This is a genomic window from Stenotrophomonas sp. IS26, assembly GCF_054188265.1.
In genome coordinates this window covers 188840-214367 of sequence record NZ_JBSZJV010000004.1, presented here as the reverse complement: position 1 = coordinate 214367, position 25528 = coordinate 188840, and the positions used below count along the sequence as shown (strand labels likewise).

The window sequence follows — 25528 nt, the reverse complement described above, 5'->3', positions numbered from 1 at the left end:
CCACCATCGCGCCCTGCCCGGGCGCACTGCAACGGCTTTGCGACGAAGCCCGGGATACGCCGATGAAACGGCAGAGCCGGCCACTGGCCGGCTCTGCACGATGACAGTTCCATAGGAGCCGGCCAGCGGCCGGCACTACCGTAACGCTTCGGCGTTACTCGAACGAACCCACCGAATCGTGCGACAGGTTGTCGAACCGGGTGTATTCGCCGAAGAACTTGAGCTTGCACGAGCCGGTCGGGCCGCCTCGGTGCTTGCCGATGATGATCTCGGCCAGGCCCTTGTCCGGCGAGGTTTCCTTGTTGTAGTAGTCGTCGCGGTAGATGAACACGATCATGTCCGCATCCTGCTCGATAGCGCCGGATTCACGAAGATCGGCCATCACCGGGCGCTTGTCGGTACGCGTTTCCAGCGAGCGGTTGAGCTGGGAGAGCGCGATGACCGGCACGTTGAGTTCCTTGGCCAGGCCCTTCAACGACCGCGAGATCTCCGAGATTTCGGTCGCGCGGTTTTCGCTGTTGCCCGGCACGCTCATCAGCTGCAGGTAGTCGATCACGATCAAGCCCAGGTCGTGCTCGCGCTTGAGGCGGCGGCACTTGGAACGCAGGATCTCCGGCGACACGCCCGGCGTATCGTCGATGAAGATCTTGGTTTCCTTCAGCATCCGGATCGCACCGGTGACCCGGCTCCAATCCTCATCTTCCAGCTGACCGGTACGCAGGCGCTGGGCGTTGATGCGGCCGTTGGAGGAAATCAGACGCATGGCCAGCTGCGAGGCCGACATTTCCATCGAGAACACCGCCACGCCCTTCTTGGACTTGATCGCGGCGTACTCGGCGATGTTCAGCGCCAGCGTGGTCTTGCCCATGGCCGGTCGCGCGGCCAGGATGATCAGATCGGTCGGCTGCAGGCCGGCGGTCATCGCATCGAAATCGGTATAGCCGGTCGGCAGACCGGTGATGTTGCCGCCGTTCTCGAAGCGGTTGCGCAGCTCTTCAAAGGCGTCTTTCAGCGCGCCCGGCATCGCCACGAAATCAGTGCGCCCGCGCGCGCCCTGCTCGGCGATCGCGAACACGGATTTTTCCGCTGCCGAGAGCAGTTCGCTGCTCTCGCGGCCTTCGGGCTGGAAGCCGTCGTTGACGATGTCGGTGCCGACCTGGATCAGCTGGCGCAGCACCGCTTTGTCACGCACGATTTCCGCGTAGGCGCTGATGTTGGCGGCTGACGGCGTGGTGCTCGCCAGCTCGATCAGGTACGCGCCATCGCCGACCAACTCCATCTTGCCCTGCGATTCGAACCACTCGCCCAGCGTCACCGCATCGAACGGGCGGTCGCGTTCGGACAGCTCGCGGATCGCGCGGTAGATCATCTGGTGATCGCGGCGGTAGAAGTCGGTTTCGGTCAGCTGGTCGTTGACCCGGTCATAGCTCTCCGGGGCCAGCATCAGCCCGCCCAGCACCGCCTGTTCGGCCTCGATCGAATGCGGCGGCACGCGCAGGGCGTCGATGCGCATTTCATCGCGATCAAAGCGGTCACCGCGGTCTTTGCGGTCGGAACGGAAGCCAGAACGGGCGGACATGGGGGGCGTACTTCCTGCAGTATGAGGCGTAGGACATGGTAGGCACGCGGGGCGCCCCGCAGCCATGCACAAACCTGTGGATAAACAGTGGATGAGCTGGGGATACCGGCGCCTGCGGGTACGATCGGCCGGGGCCGTCGCATCGCGTGCGACGGACGCCCTTGCGGCGCCCGTCCCCGCCATTATCGCAGAAGCCTGACCCGCTCGCGGTGGATCAGTGCGTGCCCCCGTGGGTGCCGACCCAGGCGATGAATGTGTCCACGAAGCCCTGCAGGAAGTCCTTGGTGCCCTCGTTGCTGATCGTGCCGTGCGCATCGATCAGCCCTTCCTTGAAGTGCAGGAAGGCCTCGGGCTGGCCCAGCACCGGCATGTCCAGGTAGGCCAGGATGTTGCGCAGGTGCTGCTGGGCCAACGCCGTGCCGATCACCCCGATCGAGGCGCCGATCACCGCCGCCGGCTTGCCGGCGAAGGCACTGTCGCCATACGGGCGCGAGCCCAGGTCGATGGCGTTCTTGAGCACGCCCGGGACCGAGCGGTTGTATTCGGGGGTGACGAACAGCACCGCATCGGCATCCCGGATCTGCTGCTTCAAGCGAAGGCCCTGGCTGGGATAGTCCTTGTCGAAATCCTGGTTGTACAACGGCAGGTCGCCGATCTCCACGTAGGAGAACACCGCCTTGCCGGTGGCCAGTTTCTCCAGCGCGTGAGCCAACGCCTGGTTGTGCGAGCCCTTGCGCAGGCTGCCGACCAGTACGGCAATCTTGTATTCGGCCATCACGTTCGCTCCGTTGGGGGAAAGGCCCAGCCTAGGCGGGCCCACCTTCGGCAACGGTGAAGGCGGCGTCAGCCACCCATGGGTGGCTGCCTTCCGTCCAGATGTACTCGCACGCGTCGCGCTATGCGCGCGTCACGTCGGCGCGTGCCTTGCGCCAATGCGCCTGCCAGGCCTGGAACATCAGCACGTTCCACAGATGCGTGTGCCATTTGCGCTCGCCCTGCTTGAACTGCTGCCACAGCGGCGCCACCGCCTCGACGTTGAACACCCCCTCCTCGGCCAGCCGCGCCGGATCCAGCAGTTCATCGGCCCAGCCACGCAGGTCGCCCTTGAGCCACGCGCTGACCGGGGCACCGAAGCCGCGTTTGGGGCGGTGCACCATATCCTGCGGTACATAGCGGCCCAGCACGCGCTTGAGCAGGTACTTGCTGACGCCATCGCGCTGTTTCATCGCCATCGGCAGCGACCAGGCGAACTCGGCCACCCGCCAGTCCAGCAGCGGGGCACGCGCCTCCAGGCTGACCGCCATGCTGGTGCGGTCCACTTTGCACAGCAGATCATCGGGCAGATAGGTACTGAAATCGGCCAGCATCATCGCGTCCGCCGGTGAGCCGGCGCCGTGCAGCGGATCGGCCAGGTCGTAGAAACTGCCAGCCGCCTGTGCACCGCGAACGGCGGCCACCGGATCGCGCCAGCGCGAAATGCGGTTGCGGTAGACATCGCCGATGCCGCGCGCGCCGGACTCGGCCAGCAGCGCGGCCAGCCCGCCCGTGCGCGAGGCCTCGCCCTGCGTATGCGCATGGCTGGCCATCCAGCGCCGCAGCGGCGCCGGCACCTTGCCCAGCAGGCGCCAGTTGCGCATCGCCCGCTGGTAACGGGTGTAGCCGAAGAACAGTTCATCGCCACCGTCGCCGGACAGCGCCACGGTCACGCCCTGCCGCGCCAGCTTGGCGACCAGCGCCGTGGGCACCTGCGAGGCATCGGCGAAGGGTTCATCGAACATCGCCGGCAGGCTGGGCACCACCGCGAGCGCGTCGGCACCGCTGACATACAGCTCGGTGTGATCGCAGCCCAGGTGCTGGGCCAGCGACTTGGCCAGCGGCGCCTCGTCATGATCCGAGCCGGTGAAGCCGATGCTGAAACTGTGCACCGGCTGGCTCGACTGTGCCTGCATCAAGGCGGCCACCACCGAGGAATCGGTGCCGCCGGAGAGGAAGACGCCGACCGGCACATCGGCCACCATGCGCAGCGCCACCGCGTCGCGCAGCACGGCATCGAGACGTTCTTCGGCCTCGGCATCGTTACCGGTGAACGGCGCGGCCAGGGCCTGCTGCATGCGCTCGCGCGCGTTCCAGAACGGCTGCTGCAACTGGTCCGGGCGATGCGCGGCAGCACCGGCGGCTACCGCCTCAGCATCCAGCCGCAGCACGCGGCCGGGCATCAGCTTGAAACAGCGTTCGTGGATGCAGTGCGGCGCGGGAATGTAATCCAGCCGCAGCAGCAGGGTGAGCGCATCGCGGTCGACCTCGTTGTCGAAGGCCGGGTGCTGCCACAGGGCCTTGAGCTCGGAGCCGAACACCAGCGTTTCACCGGCCCAGCCGTAGTAAAGCGGTTTCTTGCCGACCCGGTCGCGGGCCAGCCACAGGCAGCGCTCCGCGCGGTCCCACAAGGCGATGGCGAACATGCCGTTGCTGCGCTGCAGGGTCTCATCGAAGCCCCACTCGGTGATCGCGGCCAGCAGCACTTCGGTATCCGAATGGCCGCGGAAGCCATGCCCCAGTGCGTCGAGCTCGGCGCGCAGCTCGGCGAAGTTGTAGACCTCGCCGTTGTAGGCCAGCACGTAGCGGCCATCGGCCGAGGTCATCGGCTGATGGCCCAGCGGCGACAGGTCCAGGATGCTCAGCCGGCGGTGCGCCAGCGCGATGCCGGCCGAGGCATCGGCCCACACCCCGCTGTCATCCGGGCCGCGGTGCACCAATGCGTCGCCCATGCGCCGCGCCTGTTCTTCCAGTGCTGCCTGCTCCCTTGCCGGAGCGGGCAGCAACATGCCTGCCAATCCACACATGTATCAATGGTCCTGCGCCAGCGCGAGGGCGGCGTTCAATACCGCATTGTCGCTTGGAAGCACGCACAATGCTGCCCCCGCCAGCGGCGTGTAGGTATCGGCCCCGCACACCCGCCGGATCGGCAGGTGCCCCAGCCCGGCCTCGACCAGCGCGGTGATCACGCCCTCCCCCACCCCGGCGCTGTGCCGCCCCTCATCGACCACCAGCACGCGCTGGGCATCGGCAGCCTGGCCAGCGATGAAACCGGCATTGAGCGGCACCAGCCAGCGCAGGTCGACAATGCGCACCTGCCAGCCCAGCTGCTGCTCGATCGCCCGCGCCGCCCGCAGGCTCATAGGCACGCCATTGCCGTAGGTGAAGATGACCAGGTCACTGGCCTCCGGCGCGTAGACCCGGCCCTCGCCGAGCACCAGTGCCTGGTCGGCGGCCGGATACGGGAACAGCCATTGGCCATCGCCCGGCGCGTGCAGGTCCTTGGTCATGTACAGCGCGATCGGCTCGAGGAACACCGCGACGCGGCCATCGACGGTCGCCAGCGCCGCCAGGGTGCGTAGCATCATCGCCGCATCGTCGCCGCGCGAGGGACAGCCGACCACCAGGCCGGGAATGTCGCGCAGCGCAGCGATCGAGTTGTCGTTGTGGAAATGCCCGCCGAAGCCCTTCTGGTAGCCCAGCCCGGCAATGCGCACCAGCATCGGGTTGCGGTACTGATCGTTGGAGAAGAACTGCAGCGAGCACGCCTCGCCACGCAGCTGGTCGGCCGCGTTGTGCAGGTAAGCCAGGTACTGGATCTCCGGGATCGGCAGCATGCCCAGGTTGGCCAGGCCCTGCGCCATGCCCAGGATCATGGTTTCGTCCAGCAGGGTGTTGAACACGCGGCGTGGGCCAAACGCCTTGAGCAGACCCTTGCTGACCGTGTACACCCCACCTTTCTGCGCGACGTCCTCGCCAAACAGCAGCGTGGCCGGGTACTTGGCCATCAGATCGTGCAGGGCCTGGTTGATCTGGATCGCCAGATGGCGCGGCGGCTGTGTTTCCGGCAACTGCGACGCACCCCCAAATGCGGCAGCACGCGCGTCATCGGCGGCCACGCGCGTGGCTTCGGCATGCACCGCCGCCGGCGAATACGGCGCCAGTGGGGCGATGACCTCGGCGAGAGCGGTCAGCTTCGGGCGTCGGTCCGCCTCGGCGGCCGCCGCGAAACAGCGCGCGCGCACGCGCTCGTACAGATCGAGCACCTGCGCGGCGGTCATCCACCCGGACTGCATCGCGATCGCCGCCGAGCGCAGCAGCGGATCGCTGGCCTCGGCGGCGCACAGCTCCGGCAACGGCCGCCATTCGATCTCGAAATCGGTGCCCGCATGGCCCATCAAACGCGTGGTACGCAGGTGCAGGAAGGTCGGACGGCGGGTCTGCCGGCAATGCGCCAGCGCGCGCTCGACCTGCGCATGCCCCTCGACCAGATCCAGCCCATCAGCGAAGAAGTAATCCAGGCCCGGGCGGTGCGCGAAACTCTGCGCGATCCAGCCGTCCGGGGTCTTGACCGAAATGCCGATGCCGTTGTCTTCGCAGACGAACAGGATCGGCGCTGGCAGCCGCTGGTAGGCCGCCCACGCCGCCGTGTTGAACGCGGTCTGCGCGGTGGCGTGGTTGGCCGAGGCATCGCCGAAGGAGCAGATCACCACGCTGTCCTCGGGAATCGGCAGCGTGTGACCGATGCGTCGCCCGCTTTCGATGGCCAGCGCGGTGCCCAGGGCCTTGGGCAGGTGCGAGGCGATCGTCGAGGTCTGCGGCAGTACCCACAGGGGCTTGCTGCCCCACACCTTGTGGCGTCCGCCGCTGGCAGGATCGTCCCGACTGGCCGCAAACGAAAGCGCCGCATCCATCACCGGATCCATGCCCGGCAGCTTGCGGAAGCGCTCGGCCATGAAGCCGCCGGAGCGGTAATGCAGGAAGGCCGGATCGGTATGCCGGGCCAGCCGCGCCACCAGCGCATTGCCTTCATGCCCGGACGAACCGATGGTGTAGAAGACCTTGTTCTGCACCCGCAGCACGCGCGCCATCAGGTCCAGGTGGCGGCTGATCAGCTGCGACTCGAAGAGGTCGGCAAAGCCCTGCGCATCCAGCGTGCTGCCGGGCAGGACGGGGCTGCCGGGGGCTGGCCTCGGCGCAGGCTCGCCACGCCACTGCTGCACGAAATCGATGAAGTTGGCGTCGCAGATCTCGGCCCGGTTGAGGCCCTTCATGCGCGCGGGAATCGGATCGGGAACCACGGCAAACATGCATCACCCTCCGGGACGTGTTGCGTAGGCGGATAGCCGGATGGACGCTTGCTCATGCACCGCGGGCGGCTCGCCCGCGATGCCGAGTCTGGCCTCACCCCATCGCCTTTGCCAAGCGCGGGTGCAGCATCACCGTTGGCCGGCGCGTCGCTGCCGCCATTGCTGGCGCGACTGGCCCCAGATCTCGATCGGCTTGCCGGCATGCGGTGGCGGCAGCTCGCCCATGCGCAGCAGCGAGCTGCCCAGCTTGCGCGCGACGATCCTGGAGTTTTCGTTCGCGGCATCGATGGTGTGGATGATCTCGTCCCAGCCCAGCGTGTCGAACGCCCAGTCCATGCTCGCCACGGCCGCTTCGGGCGCATAGCCCCTGCCCCAGCTCTCGCGGCGGATGCTCCAGCCGACCTCGGTGCCCGGCCAGTCCAGCGGCTGCCAGGGGCCCATGCGGCCGACCCACTCACCGCTGCTCTTTTCGATCACCGAGAACATCGAAAATCCGTACAGATGCCAGCTGCCGACCAGGCAGCTGAAGCTGCGCCACGCCTGCGACGGGGCCTGCACGCCACCGAGGTGCTGCATCACCTCCGGGTCCGAGCAGAAGCGCAGGAAGGCATCGAAATCCTCGGCGCGCGGTGGGCGCAGGATCAGACGGTCGGTCTCCAGTCGGAGGTCGAAAATGCTCATGGCGTCCTCGTGTGTTGCATGCGTGCCGGGATGATCGCAGATGCCGTGATCGGCGTGCCGTGCGGCTCGCCCCAAAACGCCGCACGCCGGCAGATGCCGGCGTGCTGGTGGTGCATTGACGCGGCAGGAACTTACTGCCTGTTCGCATCCAGTGCAGCGGTCTGGGTGACCAGCTGGCCGTCGATCACCGGCAGGCGATCGCTGCTCGGCTTGTTGTCCATCTTCACGGTCTTCTCGGCGCCGTCGTAACGGTAGGTCACGTTGTAACCGGTGACCGCATTGGTGGTGCCCATCGGGATGCGGTTGCCCGGCTTGCTGGCCATGCGCATGGTGCCGGTGGTGCCGTCTTCATTGCGGTAGGTCACGTTGTAGCCGGTCACGCGGGTCGACTCGGAGGTCGCGGTTTCGGTATGGCACTGGCGCTCGGTGCGGTTGACCACGCGGCCACCCACATGGCGCTTGTCCACCTGGTTGCCGATCATGCCGCCGGCAACGGCACCGGCGGCCGTGGCGGCCTTGCGGCCATTGCCACCACCGACCTGGTTGCCCAGCAGGCCACCGATGACGGCACCGGCGACGGTACCGCCAACGTTGCCGTCGCGCTCGGGCAGGCGTTCCTGCACCACCACGTCCTGGCAGACTTCATGCGGCGTCTGCGTGCTGGAGGTCTCGCGCACCGGCTCGGTGCCGATCACGGTGGCGTAGGCCTTTTCCTTCTTGGTCAGCGGATCGACCTTGACGATGTCGGCGTACTCGAGCTTGCCCGCCTTGTCTTCAATGGCCAGCTGATCGGTGCGCGCGCCATCGTCGGCCAGTGGCGTGGTGTCCAGAGTGGGCCGGGTCTGAGCAGCGGTCACCGCATCGGGCGAGGAACTGCCGCCCTTCATGAAGGCAGCGGTGGCGATACCGCCAACCAGCAGCGCACCCGCAGCGACCAACGCAGTAGTAGTTGTACTTTTCATAACCGGCTCCTTGCGGACGATCCGCAACGTTCTTGAGTGAATTCCAGCACGGCCACCCTGAACGGAATCTCCACGGATCGTGAACATCCGGCCGCCCATTCAGGTTCGGTGAGCCTTGGGCTCGTGATAGCGTTTACAGCATCTGCCCAGGAGTGCCTCATGTCCAATCCCATACTGTTGCCGGTGCTGGAATGGGCCCGTCGGCTGCGCTACCCCACCCTGTTCAAGATCACCGCCGCCCTGTTCGCGGTGACGCTGGTGATTCCCGATCCGCTGCCGTTCGTGGATGAAATCCTGTTTGGCCTGGGCACACTGCTGCTGGCCAACTGGAAGCGACGCGGCGACAAGCTTCCCCCGCCGCTGCCGGCCAAGCGCCGCGCGTGAGGTTGATCGACAGCCACTGCCACCTGGATGCGGGCGAGTTCGATGCGGATCGCCCTGAAGTGATCGCGCGCGCGCGCGCGGCCGGCGTCATGGCCCAGGTCGTTCCCGCCGTCACTGCCGCCAGTTGGCCCGGCCTGCGCGATGCGTGCCGGCTGGCCGACGGGCTGCACCCGGCCTACGGACTGCACCCGATGTTTCTGGACCAGCATTGCCCCGAACACCTGGAGGCTCTGCGTGCGTGGCTCGAACGCGAGCGCCCCTGCGCGGTTGGGGAATGCGGGCTGGACTTCTTCGTGGAGGGTCTGGACGTGGACGCTCAGCTGCACTACTTCCTGGGCCAGCTGCGGCTGGCACGCGAATTCGACCTGCCGGTGATCGTGCATGCGCGCCGCGCGGTGGATGCGGTGATCGCGGCGATCAAGCAGATCGGCGGGCTGCGCGGCGTGGTGCACAGCTTCTCCGGCAGCCCCGAGCAGGCGCGGCAACTGCACCAGCTGGGCTTCCTGATCGGACTGGGCGGCCCGCTCACCTATGACCGCGCCCAGCGCCTGCACCGCCTGGTCGCCAGCATGCCGCTGGAGCAGCTGCTCCTGGAAACCGATGCGCCGGATCAGCCGGATGCTGGGATCCGCGGAGAGCGTAATGAACCGGCACGCTTGCCGGTGATCCTGGAGACGGTGGCGCGACTGCGCGGGGAGCGGGCCGAAGTGATTGCCGCGCAGACCACGGCCAATGCGCGCAGCCTATTCGGGCTTCACGGTTTTTCCTGAAGCGCGCAACGGGTGGAGCGGCCCCGGCCGCATGCCAGACCAGCACAGGACGCTCGCCAGCAATAGCGCTGCCGCCGACATGCCGATCGAGATGTGCATGCCATGCATGAACGCATCCGGCGCGCCATTGCCGATCAGGCTACCAAACAGGGCGACACCCAGCATGCCGCCGACCTGTCGCGCACAGTTCAGTACGCTGGAGGCGATGCCTGCCCGCGACCGGTCGATCGATGCAAGCGTCGCGTTGGTCATGGTCGGCACCACCAAGGCGACCCCGCTTGCCGCCATCAGCATCGGTACGATCAACAGCGCGTAATGGCCCCCGATGCTCACCGGCATCAACAACAGGTAACCCGATCCTGCCAGCGCAAGACCCATGAACATCAGCAACCTGGGACCGAGCCGCGTAATCAGGCGCCCCGCCACCACATTGAGTGCGACCAGAACGAGGGTCATCGGCAGAAAGGCCAGGCCGGTCTGTTGCGGGGATAGATGCTGCTGCATCTGAAAAAACAGACTGAACACAAAAATCAGTCCGTAATAGGCGAAATTCACCGCGACGCCTGCCAGCGAGACGATGGAGAACGTGTGATTCCGAAACAGATTCAATGGCAGCATGGGTGAGGTGCTGCGAGCTTCAATCCAGAGGAAGGCCGTGAGGGACATGAGCGCCAACAGGGCTCCTCCGCGCACCACGCCATGCTCCCAACCCAGCTGACCTGCCTCGATCAGGGTCATGGTCGTCGCTGCCAGCGCAACCATGGCAGCCACCTGCCCACTCCAATCGAGGCCACGCCGATGTCCGCCGCCGGAAGGCGCCGCATGCCGAAGCGTCAGGCAGATCCCGATCAAACCCATCGGAAGGTTGATCAGAAACACGCTGCGCCAGCCTGCATGCGCTACCAGCACTCCGCCCAGCACGGGACCGGCAGCCAGAGCCGCTCCCCCGAGAGCGCCCCACCAACCGACGGCACGACTACGTGCCTGGCTGTCCGGAAATGCCTGCTGCACCATGACCAGCGAGTTGGGTACCAGCAACGCCGCGCCCATGCCCTGGATCAGTCTGGCCCCGACCATCACAGTCAGACTGCCCGAAAGCCCGCAGGCAGCCGACGCCAGAGTGAACACCACCAAGCCCGAGAGATAGAGCCGGCGCGCGCCGAAGCGGTCGCCCAGCGCCCCGCTGGTAAGCAGCAGTGCGGCGAAAGCCAAGGTGTAGGCATTGACCACCCACTGCAAGCCGGCCACATCGGTTGAAAATTCATGCTGCAGGGCATCCAGTGCAACATTGACCACACTGATGTCCAGCAGCACCACCACGAAGCCGAGCGCGGCGGCCCAGAGCGTACCGCGCGCGGAAGCAGAAAAAGCTGTCATTGGGGTCCCACAAGCAGAAGAGACCGCCCATGCTAGGCTTGGCGAGCACCCTCGAAAATTCCCCGAAATCACACTCCATACCTGCGAAAACGCACCGATGTTCGACTGGGAGAATCTCCGTCATTTCCTGGCGGTTGCGCGCGACGGCACCTTGTCAGGCGCGGCTCGGGCGTTGCATGTCGACCATGCAACCGTCAGCCGTCGTGTTGCGGCGCTGGAGGTCGAACTGCAGGTTGCGCTGGTCGAGCGCTTGCCACGCTCCGTCCGCCTTACCGCGATGGGCGTCCAGATTTACGAGCACGCCAAGGCCATGGACGCCTCAGCATTTGCTGTCGCCCGCGTGAGCCGGGCCAGCCAGGAGGCCGTCAATGCCAGGGTGACGCTTAGTGCACCGCCAGTGCTGGTGGCGCACCTGTTGGCGGAACGGGTTGCCGACTTCCGGGCAGCGCAGCCCGGCATTCAACTTTCCGTGTCGGCCCAAGCCCAGCAGGTATCACTCGCCCGCCGCGAGGCGGATGTGGCTCTGCGGCTGGTCCGTCCCAAGGAAGCCAGCAGCGTCGTGCGCAGAATCGGACGAATGCCGTTCGCGCTCTATGCCAGCCACGAGTACGTCGCCACCCGTCGGCCCGAAGACTGGGCCTTCATTGCCTATGACACGCAGTTTGCTGACATGCCCCAGCAGCAGTGGCTGCTGCAGATCGCGGGAGGCCGTACCGTGGCGTGCGAACTGAGCGACATCAGCAGTCATCGGGCAGCCGCTCTGGCCGGAGCGGGCGTGGCCGCGTTGCCGCGCTTTCTGGGTGACGCCGCGCCCGGACTGACTCCGCTGGAGCATGACGGGGCGCCGTTCTCGCGTGACATCTGGCTGGTGGTGCACCGTGACCTCCGGCGCTCGCCATCGGTACGCACGGTCATGGACTTTGTGGCGAAAGTCGTCGCGGACCGGCCCGGCCTCGGGTTGGACGCGTAAGCCGGTCCACTGCGTGACCGCAGCGGCTCAGTCGGCCGTGACCGCCGTGGCCGGCTTCTTCATCAACATCTCCAGCGCCTTGCCCACCGCCGCGAACGCGAACGCGCCGGTGATATGCGTGGCCGCGCCCAGCCCGGCGCCGCAGTCCAGCTTCAGCGCCGCGTCGGCCCCTAGGTTCGGGCGGATGCCACACACGCTGCCGTCGGCCTGCGGGTACTTCACGTTTTCCAGCGAGTACACCGCCGGCACGCCGAAGTAACGCGAGGCGTTCTTGGGGAAGTTGAAATCGCTGCGCAGCTTCTTGCGGATCAGCGCCATCATCGCGTCGTGTTCGGTGCGCGAGACATCGCGGATCCGCACCAGGGTGGGATCGGTACGACCGCCGGCCGCGCCCACGGTCAGGATCGGCAGCTTGCGGCGGCGGCACCAGGCGATGGTCTCGACCTTGACCCGGAAGCTGTCGCAGGCATCGATCACCAGATCGAAATCGCGGTCCAGCAGCTCGACCATGTTGGACACGGTCAAGAAGGAGGCGACCGCATCGACACTGATGTCCGGGTTGATCGCCCGGCAGCGCTCGGCCATCGCCTCGGCCTTGTTGCGGCCGTACTGGCCGGCCAGCGCCGGCAGCTGGCGGTTGGTGTTGGACACGCAGATGTCATCGGCATCGATCAGGGTCAGATGGCCCACCGCCGTGCGCGCCAGCGCTTCGACCACCCACGAGCCGACGCCGCCCATGCCCACCACCGCCACCCGGCGGGTGGCAAGCAGATCCACGGTGCCTACCCCATACAACCGGTCGATGCCGGCAAATCGTTCGCGCAATACGTCGTTCTTCATGCCCCTATTTTAATGTGCACAGGGCGGTCCGGGACGCGCCGTGGACAGGACGCGTCGTACCATCGCCGCAGCCACCCTCACCGAAGCCCTCACCATGAACGACCCTATGTCCCCGCCCCGCCGCCCGTCCGCCGCGTACCGCTATCTGTTCGTCGGCCTGCTTGGCCTGGTGATCGGCCTGATCGCCACGGTGATGGTCTCGCGCGCGATCCAGGCCCGCCAGGACCCCTTCCCGGATTCGCTGATGCACGTGATGAACCGCCAGGTGCAGTTGCTTCAGGCGGCGCAGGCGCAGAACCGCTGCAGCCTGGCCGACACCGTGCCGCGGCTGCAGACGCTGCGCTCGCTCTCCAATGATCTGGACCTGGCCTTTCCCGGCCTGAAGGACAGCCAAGGCTTCCAGCAGCACGCCAGCGCCCTGCGCGCCACCCTCAATGAGGCCCTGGCCGCGCCGCCGACCGACTGCCCGGGCATGGCTACGCTGGTGGAGAAGATCCAGACAGACTGCAAGGCCTGCCACCAGGATTTCCGCTGATTCATCTTCCAGCCACCCTGGCGCACCGGGATTGGCACGCTGTTCACGCAGCACAGGACACGATCTGCTCCATGCGCACCAGACGCATTCGACCACCCCTCTGGCCAGGAGATACACCATGAAGATTCAACTGATTGCCGCCGCTGCCGTTGCCACCGTCGCCCTGGCTGGCTGTGCCACCACCTCGCCGGGCTACGGCAGCAGTGGTTACAACAACGGTTACGGCAATTCCGGCGGCAACTACAACACCAACCGCTGCGCGGACTGCGGCATCGTGACCCGTATCAATCAGGTCGCTTCGGGCCGCAGCGCACCGAGCGCGACCGGCGCGGTGCTGGGTGGCATCGTCGGCGCCGTCGCCGGCCATGAGATCTCCGACCACACCGGTGGCAGCCGTGGCAACAAGAACATCGCCGCCGCCGCAGGCGCGGTGGGTGGTGCGCTGGCCGGCAACCAGATCCAGAAGAACGTGACCAGCGATACGTTCGACATCACCGTGCGTATGGATGACGGCCGTACCGTCGTCGTCAACCAGCGTGATCTGGGTGGTATCCGCGAGAACACCTACGTCCGCGTGGTCAACGGCAAGGTGATCCTGCGCTGATCGGCGCAACGCACACGTAAATAAAAAAGGGCCCGCGCAAGCGGGCCCTTTTCGTGTTTCAACCAGGCAGGACCCGGTCTGCGCTCAGAGCGGCTTGACCTTGTCGGCCTGCAGGCCCTTCTGGCCCGTGACCACTTCGAACTCGACCGCTTGACCTTCCTTCAGGCTCTTGAAGCCCTGGGATTCGATCGCACGGAAGTGCACGAACACATCTTCGCCGCTCTCACGGCTGATGAACCCGAAACCCTTCGCGTCGTTGAACCACTTGACGGTGCCCTTCTCAGCCATCTCAGCTACTCCCTAACTGTCTTGTTGTTGGATACACCCGTACAGGCGGCTGACAGCAAGGGGAAGCGGGGTGCAACGATGCAGCGGATCTGGAAGATCTACCATCATCAGGCCACGATCCACGGTGACCTTGCCAAGCTCAGCGCCTGCAACTTAACCCGGGCAAAACGAAAAAGCAACTAGCTAAAAGCTTCCGATGTCAACCCCATTTCAGGAACCATACTCGACAGCATGGACCATTCATTCATCTTGTATCTGCTAGCAGCCCTCCTGGTACTGGTCGGCATCGCCGGCATCCTCCTCCCGGCCCTGCCCGGAATTCCCCTGGTGTTCGCCGGCCTGCTGCTGGCGGCATGGGCAGATGGCTTTGTCCATGTGGGCTGGATGCCCCTGGCGGTACTGGGGCTGCTGACCCTGCTCTCCTTCGCGGTGGACATCCTCGCCACGGTGGTCGGCGCCCAGCGGGTCGGCGCCAGCCGCAAGGCGCTGTGGGGCACCTTCATCGGCAGCATCGCCGGGCTGTTCTTCATGCCGATCGGCCTGTTCGTCGGGCCGCTGGCCGGTGCGCTGCTGGGCGAGTATTGGCATACCCGCGAGCTCGGCCGTTCGACCAAGGTGGGCCTGGCAACCTGGGTTGGCATCCTGCTCGGGTTCGCCTTGAAACTGGCGCTGGTGATCGCGATGCTGGGCCTGTTCGCGTTCGCGTGGTTCTTCTGACCGGCGGCGGCGTGACGGCTTCACGCCCTGACCACACCATTGACCGGCATAAACCGGATCAGATCGACCGTGTCGTGCGCTGGCGGGAATAGTCCTCAGCGGCCACACTGTGCCGGTTGACCCATTCATTCTTGTCACGCGGCCCTGCTCCCATGACCATTCCCCATTCCCGCTCCGCCCTGTTCACCGCCCTGGCCCTGGCCTGCGCGGCGCTGCCTGCTGCTGCCCAGGAAGCCGCGCCCACCCCGGCCTCGCCGGAGGCCTGCGCCCAGGTGGACACAGACGCAGCGCGCCTGGCCTGCTACGACACGCTGTTCGGGCGTACGCCCGAGGTCACCCTGGCCGCCGATGCCGCTGCCACCGCCGCCAAGCAGGAGCGCCGGGAAGAACGTCATGCCGCCCGCAGTGCCGACGCCGACGCGCCCGCGACGCAGCGGGTCAAGCAGCGCCTCGGAGAAGTGTTCAAGAACGACGGCCATGAAGATGCGCTGGCCAATGCCGGCAAGGGCTCGCTGCTCGACAGCCGCTGGGAGCTCGCGCAGGACTCCAAGCTCGGCGCGTTCCAGCTGCGCGCCTACAAGCCGGTCTACCTGCTTCCCGCGTTCTGGACCAGCGACAAGAACCAGATGCCGCAGTCGCCCAATCCGGTCAACACGGTCACCACCTCGCAGCAGCTGGACAGCGCGGAACTGAAGTTCCAGCTCAGCTTCAAGACCAAGATCGTGGAGAACCTGTTCGGCGACAACGGCGACATCTGGGCCGGCTACACGCAGAGCTCGCGCTGGCAGGCCTACAACGCCGACAACTCGCGCCCGTTCCGTGAGACCAATTACGAGCCGGAAGTGATGCTGATGTTCCGCAACGGCTATTCGATCGGCGGCTGGCGCGGGCGCATGAGCGGGATCAGCATCAACCACATGTCCAACGGTCGCGCCGATCCCCTGTCGCGCAGCTGGAACCGGGTGATCGCCACCGTCGGCCTGGACCGCGAAAACTGGGCGCTGGTGCTGCGCCCGTGGTATCGCATTCCGGAAGATCGCAAGGACGACAACAACCCGGACATCTCCGATTACATGGGCCGCGGTGACGCCACCCTGACCTGGAACAAGAACGGTCACGAAGTCTCGCTGATGGCGCGTCACTCGCTGCGCGGCGGCGACCGTTCGCACGGTGCGCTGCAGCTCGATTACGGCTTCCCGATCAGCAATCTGCTGCGCGGCCACGTGCAGATCTTCGATGGTTACGGCGAGAGCATGATCGATTACAACCACAAGGCCACCTATGTCGGCCTGGGTGTGTCGCTGCTGGAGTGGTATTGATGGCCGTGACGATCTGGCACAACCCGCGCTGCAGCAACTCGCGCGGGGCGCTGGAGATCCTGCGTGAACACGGCATCGAGCCGGTGGTGGTCGAGTACCTGAAGACGCCGCCGGACCGTGCCACGCTGGCAGGGCTGATCACGCGCATGGGCATCGCCCCGCGCGCGTTGCTGCGCAGCAAGGAGCCGGCCTATGGTTCGCTCGGGCTGGACGACGACGCGTTGCCCGATGCCGCGCTGATCGAGGCGATGGTCGCCCACCCGGAGCTGATCAACCGCCCGATCGTGGAGACCCCGCGCGGCGCACGCCTGTGCCGGCCGCCGGAGACGGTGCTGGCGATCCTGCCGGCCTAAGGCCATGCCTCAGCTGCCCCCGCAGCGGCTGGTGCACCGGCTGTTATCCTCGCCGCAGGTCAGCGCGGGCAGCCGGTTGCGGCAGTAGTCGCTGCTGGCCTGGCATGCCTTGCGCAGCTCCGGGTTGTCGATCTTGTCGCACTTCGCGTCGCGCTGGGTCGCCACCCCCGCGCCACAGCTGTCGCCGCTGCCAAATCCCGTCCGGTTGGTCATGCAGCTGTCGTACTGGCGTTGGCACTGCTGCATGCACTGATTGGCGGCGGTGACCTCGCGCAGACTGGGCGGGGCGGTGTGGAAATCGCCATCACTGCTGCAGGCGGTGACCAGCAGGATCAACAGCAGGGCGGAAAGCATCCTCGGCATCGTCGTGCTCCGTGTCGAAAGCATCCGGCCTTGGCCGGCATGTGTGCATGCCCGGAATGTAGCACTGCTTGTTTTCCAAATTAATACCCGGGCTGCCACCGCAGCCGCAAATGCCTCTTCCGTTACGCCGGCTCCGGCGCCCACAATAGCCCCGCCCTTTCACCTGGATGCCAGCGGATGGCCCGACCACAACGCTCGTTCTTCGCCTACGGCTCGGCTCTGCTGGGCCTGCTAAGCCTGATGGGCGTGGCCTGCTTCCATTTTCCGGATCTGTTGACCAGCCGCGAGTTCCGCGCGGTCTACAACGAACAGTTCGCCCGCCACCTGCTGCTGGTCGGGCTGGCCGCCGCCTTCATCATGGGCACCCTGGCGATCCTGCGCGACCGCAACAAGCGGATTGCCACGATCGGCGTCGGCAGCGCCACCCTGGCGGTGCTGCTGGGGGGTACCAACGTGCAGTTCGATGCGATCGGACAGACACCCTACTCCCTGGGTCTGGACTGGTTCGTGCTGTCGCTGTTCTTCTCGGCACTGGTATTCGTGCCGCTGGAGCGCTACCTCGGCAAACACTTACTCTCGCCGCTACGGCCGGGCTGGCGTACCGATGTCGGCTATTTCTTCATGAGCCACGTGCTGGTGCAGTTCATCCTGATCCTGGTGACCGCCTCGACCTCGACCATTGCCGGGCTGGCCGCGTTCCCTGCGCTCAAGACGCTGATCCAGTCGATGCCGGTGTGGCTGCAGTTCCTGATCGCGGTATTCGTCGCGGACATGGCCCAGGCACTTCTGCACCGCGCGTATCACAACACCCCATGGCTCTGGCGCTTCCACGCCGTGCACCACTCCAGCCGGCACATGGATTGGCTGGCCGGCTCGCGCATCCATTTCGTCGAAATCGTCATCACCCGCAGCTGCGTGCTGCTGCCACTGCTGGTACTCGGCTTCTCGACCCCGGCGATCAATGCCTACGTGATCCTGGTGGGTCTGCAGGCGGTGTTGGCCCACGCCAACCTGGGCATCCGGTTCGGCTGGCTGGAGTACCTGCTGGTGCTGCCGCGCTACCACCATTGGCATCACGCGCGGCAGCAGGAGTACGTCGACGTCAACTACGCCATCCACCTACCGCTGGTGGACATGCTGATGGGCACCTTCAAACTGCCCCGGGATCAGCGCGAATGGCCGCAGGAATACGGCGTCATGAAACTGGAGACCGTGCCCAAGGGGCTGCTCAACCAGCACCTGATGCCATTCCGTGCACGACGGACCTTCGACGAGTACGTCGACTGAACCCTGTCAGCGCCAGTCGGTGATACCCTCGCGCCGGTAGACCTCGGCGAACGCCGGCCGTGCTTTCAGGCGATCCGCGTACGTCTTCAATGCCGGCCAGGTGTCACTAGGCGTGGGCATGTTGCGCGACCAGCGCATCAGCATCACCAACATGAAATCGACCACGCTCAACGACTCGCCCAGCACATACGGGCCGCGCGTGGACAGGTGCTCGGTCAGATGCTGCCAGGCGCCTTCCAACCGCTCGCGCGCACGCTGGCGGGTCGTGTCCACGTGCTCGGGGTCCGCCATTTCCTGCGGGTAGAACCACGCCCGGTACGCCGGTTGCACGGTGTTGGCGCACCAGAACATCCAGCGGTACGCCTCGGCGCGCTGGGCAGTCCCCGGTGCTGGCAGCAGGGCCGCTTCCGGGTGGCGGTCTGCAAGATGCAGCGCGATCGCTGCCGCTTCGGTCAATACCTGCCCGTCCAGCACCAGCGTCGGCACCAGGCCTGCGGGATTCAAGGCGAGATACGCTGCATCCTTGTGCTCGCGCTTGTCGAAATCCAGCAGCACCAGATCATGCTCGATCTGCAGTTCCAGCAATAGCCAGTGCACGACCAGCGCGGCGGTGCTCGGTGATCCGTACAGCGTGGTGCGCATGCTCAGACCACCACGACCGGAATCTTGCCGATGCGGGCCTGCCATTCGCGCGGGCCGGTCTGGTGCACGGACTCGCCGGTGGAATCCACCGCCACGGTCACCGGCATGTCCTGCACGGTGAACTCGTAGATCGCTTCCATGCCCAGATCCGCGAAGCCCACCACCTTGGCCGCCTTGATCGCCTTGGAGACCAGGTACGCCGAGCCGCCGACCGCCATCAGGTAGGCCGACTTGTTGTCACGGATCGCCTCGATCGCCGCCGGGCCGCGCTCGGCCTTGCCGACCATGCCCAGCAGGCCGGTCTGTTCCAGCACCTGGCGGGTGAACTTGTCCATGCGGGTGGCGGTGGTCGGGCCGGCCGGGCCCACCACTTCGTCGCGCACCGGATCGACCGGGCCGACGTAGTAGATGAAGCGGCCCTTGAGGTCGACCGGCAGCGGCTCGCCCTTGTCCAGCATCTCCACCATGCGCTTGTGCGCGGCGTCGCGGCCGGTCAGCAGCTTGCCGTTGAGCAGCAGGGTCTGGCCCGGCGTCCAGCTGGCGACGTCTTCCGGAGTGATCGTGTCCAGATCGACGCGGGTGCCCTTGGAGGCGTCATAGGTGATCTGCGGCCAGTCTTCCAGCGACGGCGGATCGAGCATCACCGGGCCGCTGCCATCCAGCGTGAAATGCGCATGGCGGGTGGCCGCGCAGTTCGGGATCATCGCCACCGGCAGGTTGGCCGCGTGGGTGGGGAAATCCTTGACCTTGATGTCCAGCACGGTGGTCAGGCCGCCCAGGCCCTGCGCGCCGATGCCCAACGCGTTCACCTTGTCGAACAGTTCCAGGCGCAGTTCTTCGGCACGGTTGGAGGCGCCACGGGCCTTGAGCTCGTTGATGTCGATCGGCTCCATCAGCGACTCCTTGGCCAGCAGCATCGCCTTCTCGGCGGTACCGCCGATGCCGATGCCGAGCATGCCAGGCGGGCACCAGCCGGCGCCCATGGTCGGCACGGTCTTGAGGACCCAGTCCACGATCGAATCGGACGGGTTGAGCATGGCGAACTTGGACTTGGCTTCCGAACCGCCGCCCTTGGCCGCGACGATCACCTCGACGGTGTCACCCGGCACCACCTTGACGTTGACCACGCCCGGGGTGTTGTCCCTGGTGTTGATGCGCTTGCCGGCCGGATCGGCCAGCACCGAGGCGCGCAGCTTGTTGTCCGGGTAGTTGTAGGCACGGCGCACGCCTTCGTTGGCCATGTCCTCCACGCCCATCGTGGCGTCGTCCCAACGCACGTTCATGCCGATTTCCAGGAACACGGTCACGATGCCGGTGTCCTGGCAGATCGGCCGGTGGCCTTCGGCGCACATCCGCGAGTTGATCAGGATCTGGGCCATCGCCTCCTTCGCGGCCGGCGACTCTTCGCGCTCGTAGGCAGCGTTGAGGCTCTTGATGTAATCGACCGGGTGGTAGTACGAGATGTACTGCAGCGCGTCGGCGATGGACTGGATGAGGTCTTCCTGCTTGATCGATGTCACGACTTGCTCGCTTGCTGGAGGCTGGCGGGGTTGAACCGCCGATTTTAACAACTACCGCCGGGCGGCGTTGAGAATCGCTCGCGGCCGCGGCGTTTGGTGCACAGTGGCCGCCCAGCCTTGTCACAGCGGCCTGCCCGGCCGCGTCCTTCCGGCATGACCCCGACCGATACCTTCCAGACCCACCGCCCCCGCCTGTTCGCCCTGGCCTACCGCCTGCTGGGCAGCCGCAGCGACGCCGAGGACATCGTCCAGGATGCCTGGCTGCGCTGGCAGGGCGCCGACACCACCGTGATCCGCGACCCGGAAGGCTGGCTGGTCACCGCCACCACCCGGCTGGGCCTGGACCGGCTGCGCGCCCGGCGCAGCGCACACGTGGAGTACGTGGGGCCGTGGCTGCCCGAGCCGCTGGAGATCTCCCTGGACCCGGACCCGCTGCAGGACCCGGCCCAGCGCCACGCGCTGGCCGACGAGGTCTCCGTGGCGTTCCTGGCGCTGCTGGAGCAGCTCACGCCGGACGAGCGTGCCGCCTTCCTGCTCAAGGACGTGTTCGAGTACGACTACCCGGACATCGCCCCGCTGCTGGAGCACACCCCGGCCAACTGCCGGCAGCTGGTCCATCGGGCGCGGCAGCGGCTGCAGACCGGCGCCCCACGCTTCGCGGTCTCGCCGGCGCAGCACCGCAACCTCCTGGCACGCTTCATGGACGCCTCGCAGCAGGGCGACCTGGCGGCGATCCGCGCGCTGCTCGACGCCAACGCCGAGATGATCTCCGATGGCGGTGGCCGCGTGACGGCGGCAATCCGTCCCCTGCTCGGCGCCGAGCGCATCGCGCAGCTGTACTGGGCGATCGCGCGTCGCAACGGCCAGCATCCAGCCCAGCTGGGCCAGGTCAATGGCGAGCCGGCGATCCTGCGATTCGCCGGCGACCAGTTGCACTCGGTCACGATGATCACGGTCGATGCAGGGCGTATCGTGCGCGTGCTCAGCGTGCTCAATCCGGAAAAACTCACTGCGCTTGTCACAGCGCGCGAGGCTGGCGCGTCCTCCTGATGAAGACGGCCATTGCGGCCGTCATGGAGTAGCCGCATGTCCGCTTTACCCCGCGTTCCGTACACCCGTCTGGCCGCCGAGGCCTTCAAGGGCCTGCTGGCCACCAGCAAGGCCGTCCACGACAGCTCCATCGATCCTGTGTTGATGGAGCTGGTGTTCCTGCGTGTCTCGCAGATCAATGGCTGCGGCTACTGCATGGACATGCACGGCACCACCCTGCGCAAGGGGGGAATCGAACCGCGCAAGCTCGATACGCTGCCGGCCTGGCACGAGAGCCGCTTCTTCGATGCGCGCGAGCGTGCCGCGCTGGGCTGGGCCGAGGCACTGACCCGGCTGAGCTGCGCAGCGCCCTCCGATGCCGCGTACGAGGCACTGTTGCCGCACTTCGATGAAAAGGGCATCAGCGACCTGAGCATGGGCATCGCGGTGATCAATGCCTGGAACCGCCTCGGCGCCGGGCTGTTGCCGCCCCTGCCGTAAGCGCCGGGTAGTGCCGGCCGCTGGCCGGCTCTGCACGATGCTGGCTGCCACCTGGAGCCGGCCAGCGGCCGGCACTGCCGGGCTGCGGTCCGCGCGCACTCCTGCGCTGTGGTGCGTATGCGTCCGCAATCTGCGCGTGCATTGAATTCATGCATCAACCACGGTCACGACGCGCACAATGTCGCCCATGCCCGCCTCCCCCGCTGCCGGTGCACCCGGCCAGAAGAATCCCAGCCTGCGCGAGCGCGTCAACGCGATGCGCAATCTGCCCCCGTTCCTGCGCCAGGTCTGGCAGACCAGCCCCGGGCTGACCCTGGCCAGCCTCGGCCTGCGCGTGATCCGTGCATTGCTGCCGGTGGCGATGCTGTATGTCGGCAAGCTGATCATCGATGCGGCGGTACTGCTCAGCCAGCACGATGCGGGCTTCCCGCCGTTCGGCGAGGCACTTTCCAGCGGGCTGCTGAACCCGCTGCTCGGTCTGCTCGCACTCGAGTTCGGCCTGGCCATGGCCTCGGACCTGCTCGGCCGCATGGTGAGCTACGCCGATACGTTGCTGTCGGAACTGTTCACCAACGTCACCAGCGTGCGCCTGATGGAACACGCCGCCGAACTGGACCTGGAGGATTTCGAAGACCCCGACCTGCAGGACAAGCTGGACCGCGCACGCCGCCAGACCATGGGCCGGATGAACCTGATGAGCCAGCTGTTCGGCCAGGTGCAGGACAGCATCACCGTGGCCAGTCTCGCGGTCGGCCTGATCGTGTACGCGCCCTGGTTGATCCTGCTCCTCGCGGTGGCGCTGATCCCGGCGTTCATCGGCGAATCGCATTTCAACGCTGCCGGCTACAGCCTCAATTTCCAGTGGACGCCCGAGCGCCGCCAGCTGGAGTACCTGCGCCAGATCGGGGCCAGCGTTGAGACCGCCAAGGAGGTGAAGATCTTCAACCTCCATCGCTTCCTGATCGACCGCTACAAACGGCTGGCCGAGAAGTTCTACCTCGCCAACCGCGCCCTGGCGCGCAAGCGTGCGATCTGGGGCACGCTGCTCGCCGCGCTGGGAACGCTCGGGTACTACGCCGCGTACGCTTACATCGCCTGGCGCACCGTGCGCGGCGATTTCTCGATCGGCGACCTCACCTTCCTGGCCGGCAGTTTCCTGCGCCTGCGCCAGCTGCTGGAAGGCCTGCTGATCGGTTTTTCGCAGGTCGCCGGGCAAGCGCTGTATCTGGACGACCTGTTTTCGTTCTTCCAGATCGAACCGGAGATCCATTCGCGCCCGGACGCCATCGCCATCCCACAACCGATCACCCAGGGCTTCGTGTTCGAGAACGTCGGCTTCCGCTATCCCGATGCCGAAAGCTGGGCGGTGCGCCATCTGGATTTCGACCTGCGCGCCGGCGAAGTGCTGGCGCTGGTCGGCGAGAACGGTGCCGGCAAGACTACCCTGGTCAAGCTGCTGGCCCGCCTGTACGACCCCGATGAAGGCCGCATCCTGCTTGATGGCCGCGACCTGCGCGATTACGACCTCGATGACCTGCGGGCCAACATGGGCGTGATCTTCCAGGACTTCGTGCGCTACAACCTCAGCGCCGGCGAGAACATCGGCGTCGGTCTGGTCGAGGCGATGACCGACGACGCCCGCATCCGCGATGCTGCGCGCCGTGGCATGGCCGATGAAGTGATCGCCGGCCTGCCCGGCGGCTACGACCAGCTCATCGGCCGCCGCTTCAAGATGGGCGTGGACCTGTCCGGTGGGCAATGGCAGAAGATCGCGATCGCCCGCGCCTACATGCGCGATGCGCAGGTCATGATCCTCGATGAACCGACCGCGGCCCTGGATGCCCGCAGCGAGTTCGAGGTGTTCCAGCGCTTCAAGGAACTGTCCGACAACCGCACCGCGGTGCTGATCTCGCACCGCTTCTCCTCGGTGCGCATGGCCGACCGCATCCTGGTGCTGGCCGGCGGCCGGATCGAGGCCAGCGGAACCCACGCCGAACTGATGACCCAGGGCGGCCGCTACGCCGAACTGTTCGAGCTGCAGGCCGCTGGCTACCGCTGAAACCCACGCCTGGCGGGCCTGCCCAGCCAGTCAATGAGAATTTATCTCATTTGAGATAAACTAGACCCGACGAAACCGACCAGAACCCCACCCCCATGTCTTCCGCTTTTGGCGCCGAAACGGTGCTTGAGGTCCGTCACTGGACCGACGCCTACTTCAGCTTCACCACGACCCGCGACAGCGGCTTCCGCTTCGAGAACGGCCAGTTCGTGATGATCGGCCTGGAAACCGAGGCGCGGCCGCTGCTGCGCGCGTACTCCATCGCCAGTGCCAACTGGGAAGAAAACCTGGAGTTCTTCAGCATCAAGGTGCAGGACGGCCCGCTGACCTCGCGCCTGCAGCACATCAAGCCGGGCGACAAGGTCCTGGTCGGCAAGAAGCCGACCGGCACCCTGCTGATCAGCGACCTGCACCCCGGCAAGCACCTGTACCTGCTCGGCACCGGCACCGGCCTGGCGCCGTGGCTGTCGGTGATCAAGGACCCGGAAACCTACGAGCGCTTCGACAAGGTGATCCTCACCCACGGCGTGCGCTACGAAAAGGACCTGGCCTACCGCGACCTGTTCGAGAAGGAACTGCGCGAGCACGAATTCCTCGGCGAGATGATCGGCGACAAGCTGCTCTACTACCCGGCCGTGACCCGCGAAGCCTTCCCCAACCAGGGCCGGCTGACCTCGCTGATGGAAAGCGGCGAGATGCAGAAGACCCTCGGCCTGCCGCCGCTGGACCCGGAAAATGACCGGGCCATGATCTGCGGCAGCCCGCAGATGCTGGCCGACCTGCGCACCGTCCTGGACAGCCGCGGCTTCCAGACCTCCCCGCGCATCGGCACGCCGGGCCACTACGTGTTCGAGCGCGCCTTCGTCGAAAAATGACGTAGAGCCACGCCATGCGTGGCTGGGCCGGCGAAGATCATGCAACACGAGCAGCCGGCCAGCGGCCGGCACTCCCCGATCCCGGCCCGTCGTGGTCGGGCAACCGCCTCAGCCCAGCGCCGCCTCGATATCCCCGCGCAGCGATGCCGGCGTGTCGGTCGGCGCGTAGCGCGCCAGCACCTGCCCATCGCGGCCGACCAGGAACTTGCTGAAGTTCCACTTGATCCCGCGCGTACCCAATACCCCGGCCTTCTCGGCCTTGAGCCACTGCCACAGCGGATCAGCGCCGGCACCGTTGACCTCCACCTTGTCCGACATCGGGAAACTGACCCCATAGGTCAGCGAACAGAATTCCCCGATCTGCGCCGCATCGCCCGGCTCCTGGTGGCCGAACTGATCGCAGGGAAACCCGATCACCACCAGCCCCCGCGCCCCGAACTCCCGCCACAGCGCCTCCAGCCCTTCGTACTGCGGCGTAAAGCCGCACTTGCTGGCCACATTGACCAGCAGCAACACCTTGCCCCGGTACTGCGCCAACGCCTGCGGCTGGCCGGACAGATCCACGAACGGGAAATCGAAGGCAGTGGTCATGGCAGGGGTTCCGGTGGAAAGACCTCATCTTAGCTCGCCCGCAGGACTCGGCCTGCGCGGCTGGGGAGCCGGCCAGCGGCCGGCACTACCCCACACTCAGGGCCACACGCTCCTTCTCGAGGCGCCAATGGACTGTCCAGCGCGGGGCGGGTGGGGGTT

The 25528-nt window shown here is 66.4% G+C and carries 26 protein-coding genes; 13 read left to right on the top strand and 13 right to left on the bottom strand.

Annotated features, from left to right (window positions below):
* Positions 1-154: 154 nt before the first annotated feature.
* The 6 genes from ACW6W5_RS06235 to ACW6W5_RS06210 all read right to left on the bottom strand — a co-directional run bounded on the left by ACW6W5_RS06235 (position 155) and on the right by ACW6W5_RS06210 (position 8345).
* The gene (locus tag ACW6W5_RS06235) at positions 155-1579 is read right to left on the bottom strand and encodes a replicative DNA helicase (RefSeq protein ID WP_121037974.1); all 1425 of its coding nucleotides are present in this window, start codon (positions 1577-1579) and stop codon (positions 155-157) included.
* Between the two features lie 214 nt (positions 1580-1793).
* Positions 1794-2354, bottom strand: coding sequence for an NADPH-dependent FMN reductase (locus ACW6W5_RS06230; protein ID WP_152152643.1), 561 nt, complete (start codon positions 2352-2354; stop codon positions 1794-1796).
* A gap of 121 nt (positions 2355-2475) precedes the next feature.
* On the bottom strand, positions 2476-4419 hold the full coding sequence (gene asnB, locus ACW6W5_RS06225; RefSeq protein ID WP_152152645.1) for an asparagine synthase (glutamine-hydrolyzing): 1944 nt from the start codon (positions 4417-4419) through the stop codon (positions 2476-2478).
* A gap of 3 nt (positions 4420-4422) precedes the next feature.
* Entirely contained in the window at positions 4423-6702 is a 2280-nt protein-coding gene (locus ACW6W5_RS06220; RefSeq protein WP_152152648.1) for a thiamine pyrophosphate-dependent enzyme, read from the bottom strand.
* A gap of 129 nt (positions 6703-6831) precedes the next feature.
* Complete coding sequence (locus tag ACW6W5_RS06215) at positions 6832-7383, bottom strand: GNAT family N-acetyltransferase (protein WP_152152650.1); 552 nt, start codon at positions 7381-7383, stop codon at positions 6832-6834.
* Positions 7384-7514: 131 nt separating this feature from the next.
* The gene (locus ACW6W5_RS06210; RefSeq protein ID WP_123730792.1) at positions 7515-8345 is read right to left on the bottom strand and encodes a glycine zipper 2TM domain-containing protein; all 831 of its coding nucleotides are present in this window, start codon (positions 8343-8345) and stop codon (positions 7515-7517) included.
* A 159-nt stretch (positions 8346-8504) separates the two neighbouring features.
* On the opposite strand from ACW6W5_RS06210, the gene ACW6W5_RS06205 reads away from it, so the two are divergent.
* Together ACW6W5_RS06205 and ACW6W5_RS06200 are read left to right on the top strand one after the other, a co-directional pair.
* Entirely contained in the window at positions 8505-8729 is a 225-nt protein-coding gene (locus ACW6W5_RS06205; RefSeq protein ID WP_152152652.1) for a DUF6116 family protein, read from the top strand.
* Entirely contained in the window at positions 8726-9499 is a 774-nt protein-coding gene (locus tag ACW6W5_RS06200) for a TatD family hydrolase (RefSeq protein ID WP_152152654.1), read from the top strand. Before ACW6W5_RS06205 ends, ACW6W5_RS06200 begins: the two co-directional genes overlap by 4 nt.
* Here the strand turns inward: ACW6W5_RS06200 and ACW6W5_RS06195 are convergent.
* Positions 9473-10876, bottom strand: coding sequence for an MFS transporter (locus tag ACW6W5_RS06195; RefSeq protein WP_152152657.1), 1404 nt, complete (start codon positions 10874-10876; stop codon positions 9473-9475). The two genes, ACW6W5_RS06200 and ACW6W5_RS06195, sit on opposite strands and share 27 nt — an antisense overlap.
* Positions 10877-10973: 97 nt before the next feature.
* On the opposite strand from ACW6W5_RS06195, the gene ACW6W5_RS06190 reads away from it, so the two are divergent.
* The gene (locus ACW6W5_RS06190) at positions 10974-11846 is read left to right on the top strand and encodes a LysR family transcriptional regulator (protein WP_152152659.1); all 873 of its coding nucleotides are present in this window, start codon (positions 10974-10976) and stop codon (positions 11844-11846) included.
* A gap of 27 nt (positions 11847-11873) precedes the next feature.
* Here the strand turns inward: ACW6W5_RS06190 and ACW6W5_RS06185 are convergent, their stop codons facing one another.
* Complete coding sequence (locus tag ACW6W5_RS06185) at positions 11874-12686, bottom strand: tRNA threonylcarbamoyladenosine dehydratase (protein ID WP_121038003.1); 813 nt, start codon at positions 12684-12686, stop codon at positions 11874-11876.
* Between the two features lie 106 nt (positions 12687-12792).
* Here ACW6W5_RS06185 and ACW6W5_RS06180 point away from each other — a divergent pair, with 106 nt between their 5' ends.
* Both ACW6W5_RS06180 and ACW6W5_RS06175 read left to right on the top strand, forming a co-directional pair.
* Positions 12793-13221 (top strand): hypothetical protein, encoded by a 429-nt coding sequence (locus ACW6W5_RS06180; protein WP_428999399.1) that lies wholly within the window; start codon positions 12793-12795, stop codon positions 13219-13221.
* Between the two features lie 118 nt (positions 13222-13339).
* Positions 13340-13825, top strand: coding sequence for a glycine zipper 2TM domain-containing protein (locus ACW6W5_RS06175; protein WP_019185918.1), 486 nt, complete (start codon positions 13340-13342; stop codon positions 13823-13825).
* An 84-nt stretch (positions 13826-13909) separates the two neighbouring features.
* Here the strand turns inward: ACW6W5_RS06175 and ACW6W5_RS06170 are convergent, their stop codons facing one another.
* On the bottom strand, positions 13910-14113 hold the full coding sequence (locus ACW6W5_RS06170; RefSeq protein WP_019185917.1) for a cold-shock protein: 204 nt from the start codon (positions 14111-14113) through the stop codon (positions 13910-13912).
* Positions 14114-14344: 231 nt separating this feature from the next.
* Between ACW6W5_RS06170 and ACW6W5_RS06165 the strand changes: the two genes are divergently transcribed.
* The 3 genes from ACW6W5_RS06165 to arsC all read left to right on the top strand — a co-directional run bounded on the left by ACW6W5_RS06165 (position 14345) and on the right by arsC (position 16502).
* Positions 14345-14830: a DUF456 domain-containing protein gene (locus ACW6W5_RS06165; RefSeq protein ID WP_152152662.1), complete on the top strand. Its 486-nt coding sequence runs from the start codon at positions 14345-14347 to the stop codon at positions 14828-14830.
* Positions 14831-14982: 152 nt separating this feature from the next.
* A complete protein-coding gene (locus ACW6W5_RS06160) occupies positions 14983-16149 on the top strand; it encodes a phospholipase A (protein ID WP_121038012.1) in 1167 nt (388 codons plus the stop codon).
* Positions 16149-16502, top strand: a complete 354-nt coding sequence (arsC, locus tag ACW6W5_RS06155) for an arsenate reductase (glutaredoxin) (protein WP_121038015.1) — start codon at positions 16149-16151, stop codon at positions 16500-16502. Before ACW6W5_RS06160 ends, arsC begins: the two co-directional genes overlap by 1 nt.
* Positions 16503-16511: 9 nt before the next feature.
* On the opposite strand, the gene ACW6W5_RS06150 is transcribed toward arsC, so the two are convergent.
* Positions 16512-16856 carry a hypothetical protein gene (locus tag ACW6W5_RS06150; RefSeq protein WP_152152665.1) on the bottom strand — a complete coding sequence of 115 codons (345 nt, stop codon included), beginning with the start codon at positions 16854-16856 and terminating at the stop codon, positions 16512-16514.
* A gap of 186 nt (positions 16857-17042) precedes the next feature.
* On the opposite strand from ACW6W5_RS06150, the gene ACW6W5_RS06145 reads away from it, so the two are divergent.
* Complete coding sequence (locus ACW6W5_RS06145; protein WP_152152668.1) at positions 17043-18152, top strand: sterol desaturase family protein; 1110 nt, start codon at positions 17043-17045, stop codon at positions 18150-18152.
* 6 nt (positions 18153-18158) lie between these two features.
* Here ACW6W5_RS06145 and ACW6W5_RS06140 read toward each other — a convergent pair whose 3' ends face one another.
* On the bottom strand, positions 18159-18794 hold the full coding sequence (locus ACW6W5_RS06140) for a glutathione S-transferase family protein (protein WP_152152670.1): 636 nt from the start codon (positions 18792-18794) through the stop codon (positions 18159-18161).
* 2 nt (positions 18795-18796) lie between these two features.
* Positions 18797-20314 carry a fumarate hydratase gene (locus ACW6W5_RS06135; protein WP_152152672.1) on the bottom strand — a complete coding sequence of 506 codons (1518 nt, stop codon included), beginning with the start codon at positions 20312-20314 and terminating at the stop codon, positions 18797-18799.
* 153 nt (positions 20315-20467) lie between these two features.
* On the opposite strand from ACW6W5_RS06135, the gene sigJ reads away from it, so the two are divergent.
* The 4 genes from sigJ (at position 20468) to ACW6W5_RS06115 (ending at position 24778) form a co-directional block, all read left to right on the top strand.
* Positions 20468-21364 carry an RNA polymerase sigma factor SigJ gene (gene sigJ, locus ACW6W5_RS06130; protein WP_152152674.1) on the top strand — a complete coding sequence of 299 codons (897 nt, stop codon included), beginning with the start codon at positions 20468-20470 and terminating at the stop codon, positions 21362-21364.
* 36 nt (positions 21365-21400) lie between these two features.
* Positions 21401-21844 (top strand): carboxymuconolactone decarboxylase family protein, encoded by a 444-nt coding sequence (locus ACW6W5_RS06125; RefSeq protein ID WP_152152676.1) that lies wholly within the window; start codon positions 21401-21403, stop codon positions 21842-21844.
* Between the two features lie 187 nt (positions 21845-22031).
* Positions 22032-23903 (top strand): ABC transporter ATP-binding protein, encoded by a 1872-nt coding sequence (locus tag ACW6W5_RS06120; RefSeq protein ID WP_152152678.1) that lies wholly within the window; start codon positions 22032-22034, stop codon positions 23901-23903.
* Positions 23904-23998: 95 nt separating this feature from the next.
* Positions 23999-24778, top strand: a complete 780-nt coding sequence (locus tag ACW6W5_RS06115; RefSeq protein ID WP_019185907.1) for a ferredoxin--NADP reductase — start codon at positions 23999-24001, stop codon at positions 24776-24778.
* A 108-nt stretch (positions 24779-24886) separates the two neighbouring features.
* Here the strand turns inward: ACW6W5_RS06115 and ACW6W5_RS06110 are convergent, their stop codons facing one another.
* Entirely contained in the window at positions 24887-25369 is a 483-nt protein-coding gene (locus ACW6W5_RS06110) for a glutathione peroxidase (protein WP_152152680.1), read from the bottom strand.
* Positions 25370-25528: the final 159 nt, after the last annotated feature.

Coding starts and splice junctions, on each gene's coding strand:
- ACW6W5_RS06235 (WP_121037974.1), bottom strand. CDS start 1,579: ATGTCCGCCCGTTCTGGCTTCCGTTCCGACCGCAAAGACCGCGGTGAC.
- ACW6W5_RS06230 (WP_152152643.1), bottom strand. CDS start 2,354: ATGGCCGAATACAAGATTGCCGTACTGGTCGGCAGCCTGCGCAAGGGC.
- asnB (WP_152152645.1), bottom strand. CDS start 4,419: ATGTGTGGATTGGCAGGCATGTTGCTGCCCGCTCCGGCAAGGGAGCAG.
- ACW6W5_RS06220 (WP_152152648.1), bottom strand. CDS start 6,702: ATGTTTGCCGTGGTTCCCGATCCGATTCCCGCGCGCATGAAGGGCCTC.
- ACW6W5_RS06215 (WP_152152650.1), bottom strand. CDS start 7,383: ATGAGCATTTTCGACCTCCGACTGGAGACCGACCGTCTGATCCTGCGC.
- ACW6W5_RS06210 (WP_123730792.1), bottom strand. CDS start 8,345: ATGAAAAGTACAACTACTACTGCGTTGGTCGCTGCGGGTGCGCTGCTG.
- ACW6W5_RS06205 (WP_152152652.1), top strand. CDS start 8,505: ATGTCCAATCCCATACTGTTGCCGGTGCTGGAATGGGCCCGTCGGCTG.
- ACW6W5_RS06195 (WP_152152657.1), bottom strand. CDS start 10,876: ATGACAGCTTTTTCTGCTTCCGCGCGCGGTACGCTCTGGGCCGCCGCG.
- ACW6W5_RS06190 (WP_152152659.1), top strand. CDS start 10,974: ATGTTCGACTGGGAGAATCTCCGTCATTTCCTGGCGGTTGCGCGCGAC.
- ACW6W5_RS06185 (WP_121038003.1), bottom strand. CDS start 12,686: ATGAAGAACGACGTATTGCGCGAACGATTTGCCGGCATCGACCGGTTG.
- ACW6W5_RS06180 (WP_428999399.1), top strand. CDS start 12,793: ATGTCCCCGCCCCGCCGCCCGTCCGCCGCGTACCGCTATCTGTTCGTC.
- ACW6W5_RS06175 (WP_019185918.1), top strand. CDS start 13,340: ATGAAGATTCAACTGATTGCCGCCGCTGCCGTTGCCACCGTCGCCCTG.
- ACW6W5_RS06170 (WP_019185917.1), bottom strand. CDS start 14,113: ATGGCTGAGAAGGGCACCGTCAAGTGGTTCAACGACGCGAAGGGTTTC.
- ACW6W5_RS06165 (WP_152152662.1), top strand. CDS start 14,345: ATGGACCATTCATTCATCTTGTATCTGCTAGCAGCCCTCCTGGTACTG.
- ACW6W5_RS06160 (WP_121038012.1), top strand. CDS start 14,983: ATGACCATTCCCCATTCCCGCTCCGCCCTGTTCACCGCCCTGGCCCTG.
- arsC (WP_121038015.1), top strand. CDS start 16,149: ATGGCCGTGACGATCTGGCACAACCCGCGCTGCAGCAACTCGCGCGGG.
- ACW6W5_RS06150 (WP_152152665.1), bottom strand. CDS start 16,856: ATGCTTTCCGCCCTGCTGTTGATCCTGCTGGTCACCGCCTGCAGCAGT.
- ACW6W5_RS06145 (WP_152152668.1), top strand. CDS start 17,043: ATGGCCCGACCACAACGCTCGTTCTTCGCCTACGGCTCGGCTCTGCTG.
- ACW6W5_RS06140 (WP_152152670.1), bottom strand. CDS start 18,794: ATGCGCACCACGCTGTACGGATCACCGAGCACCGCCGCGCTGGTCGTG.
- sigJ (WP_152152674.1), top strand. CDS start 20,468: ATGACCCCGACCGATACCTTCCAGACCCACCGCCCCCGCCTGTTCGCC.
- ACW6W5_RS06125 (WP_152152676.1), top strand. CDS start 21,401: ATGTCCGCTTTACCCCGCGTTCCGTACACCCGTCTGGCCGCCGAGGCC.
- ACW6W5_RS06120 (WP_152152678.1), top strand. CDS start 22,032: ATGCCCGCCTCCCCCGCTGCCGGTGCACCCGGCCAGAAGAATCCCAGC.
- ACW6W5_RS06115 (WP_019185907.1), top strand. CDS start 23,999: ATGTCTTCCGCTTTTGGCGCCGAAACGGTGCTTGAGGTCCGTCACTGG.
- ACW6W5_RS06110 (WP_152152680.1), bottom strand. CDS start 25,369: ATGACCACTGCCTTCGATTTCCCGTTCGTGGATCTGTCCGGCCAGCCG.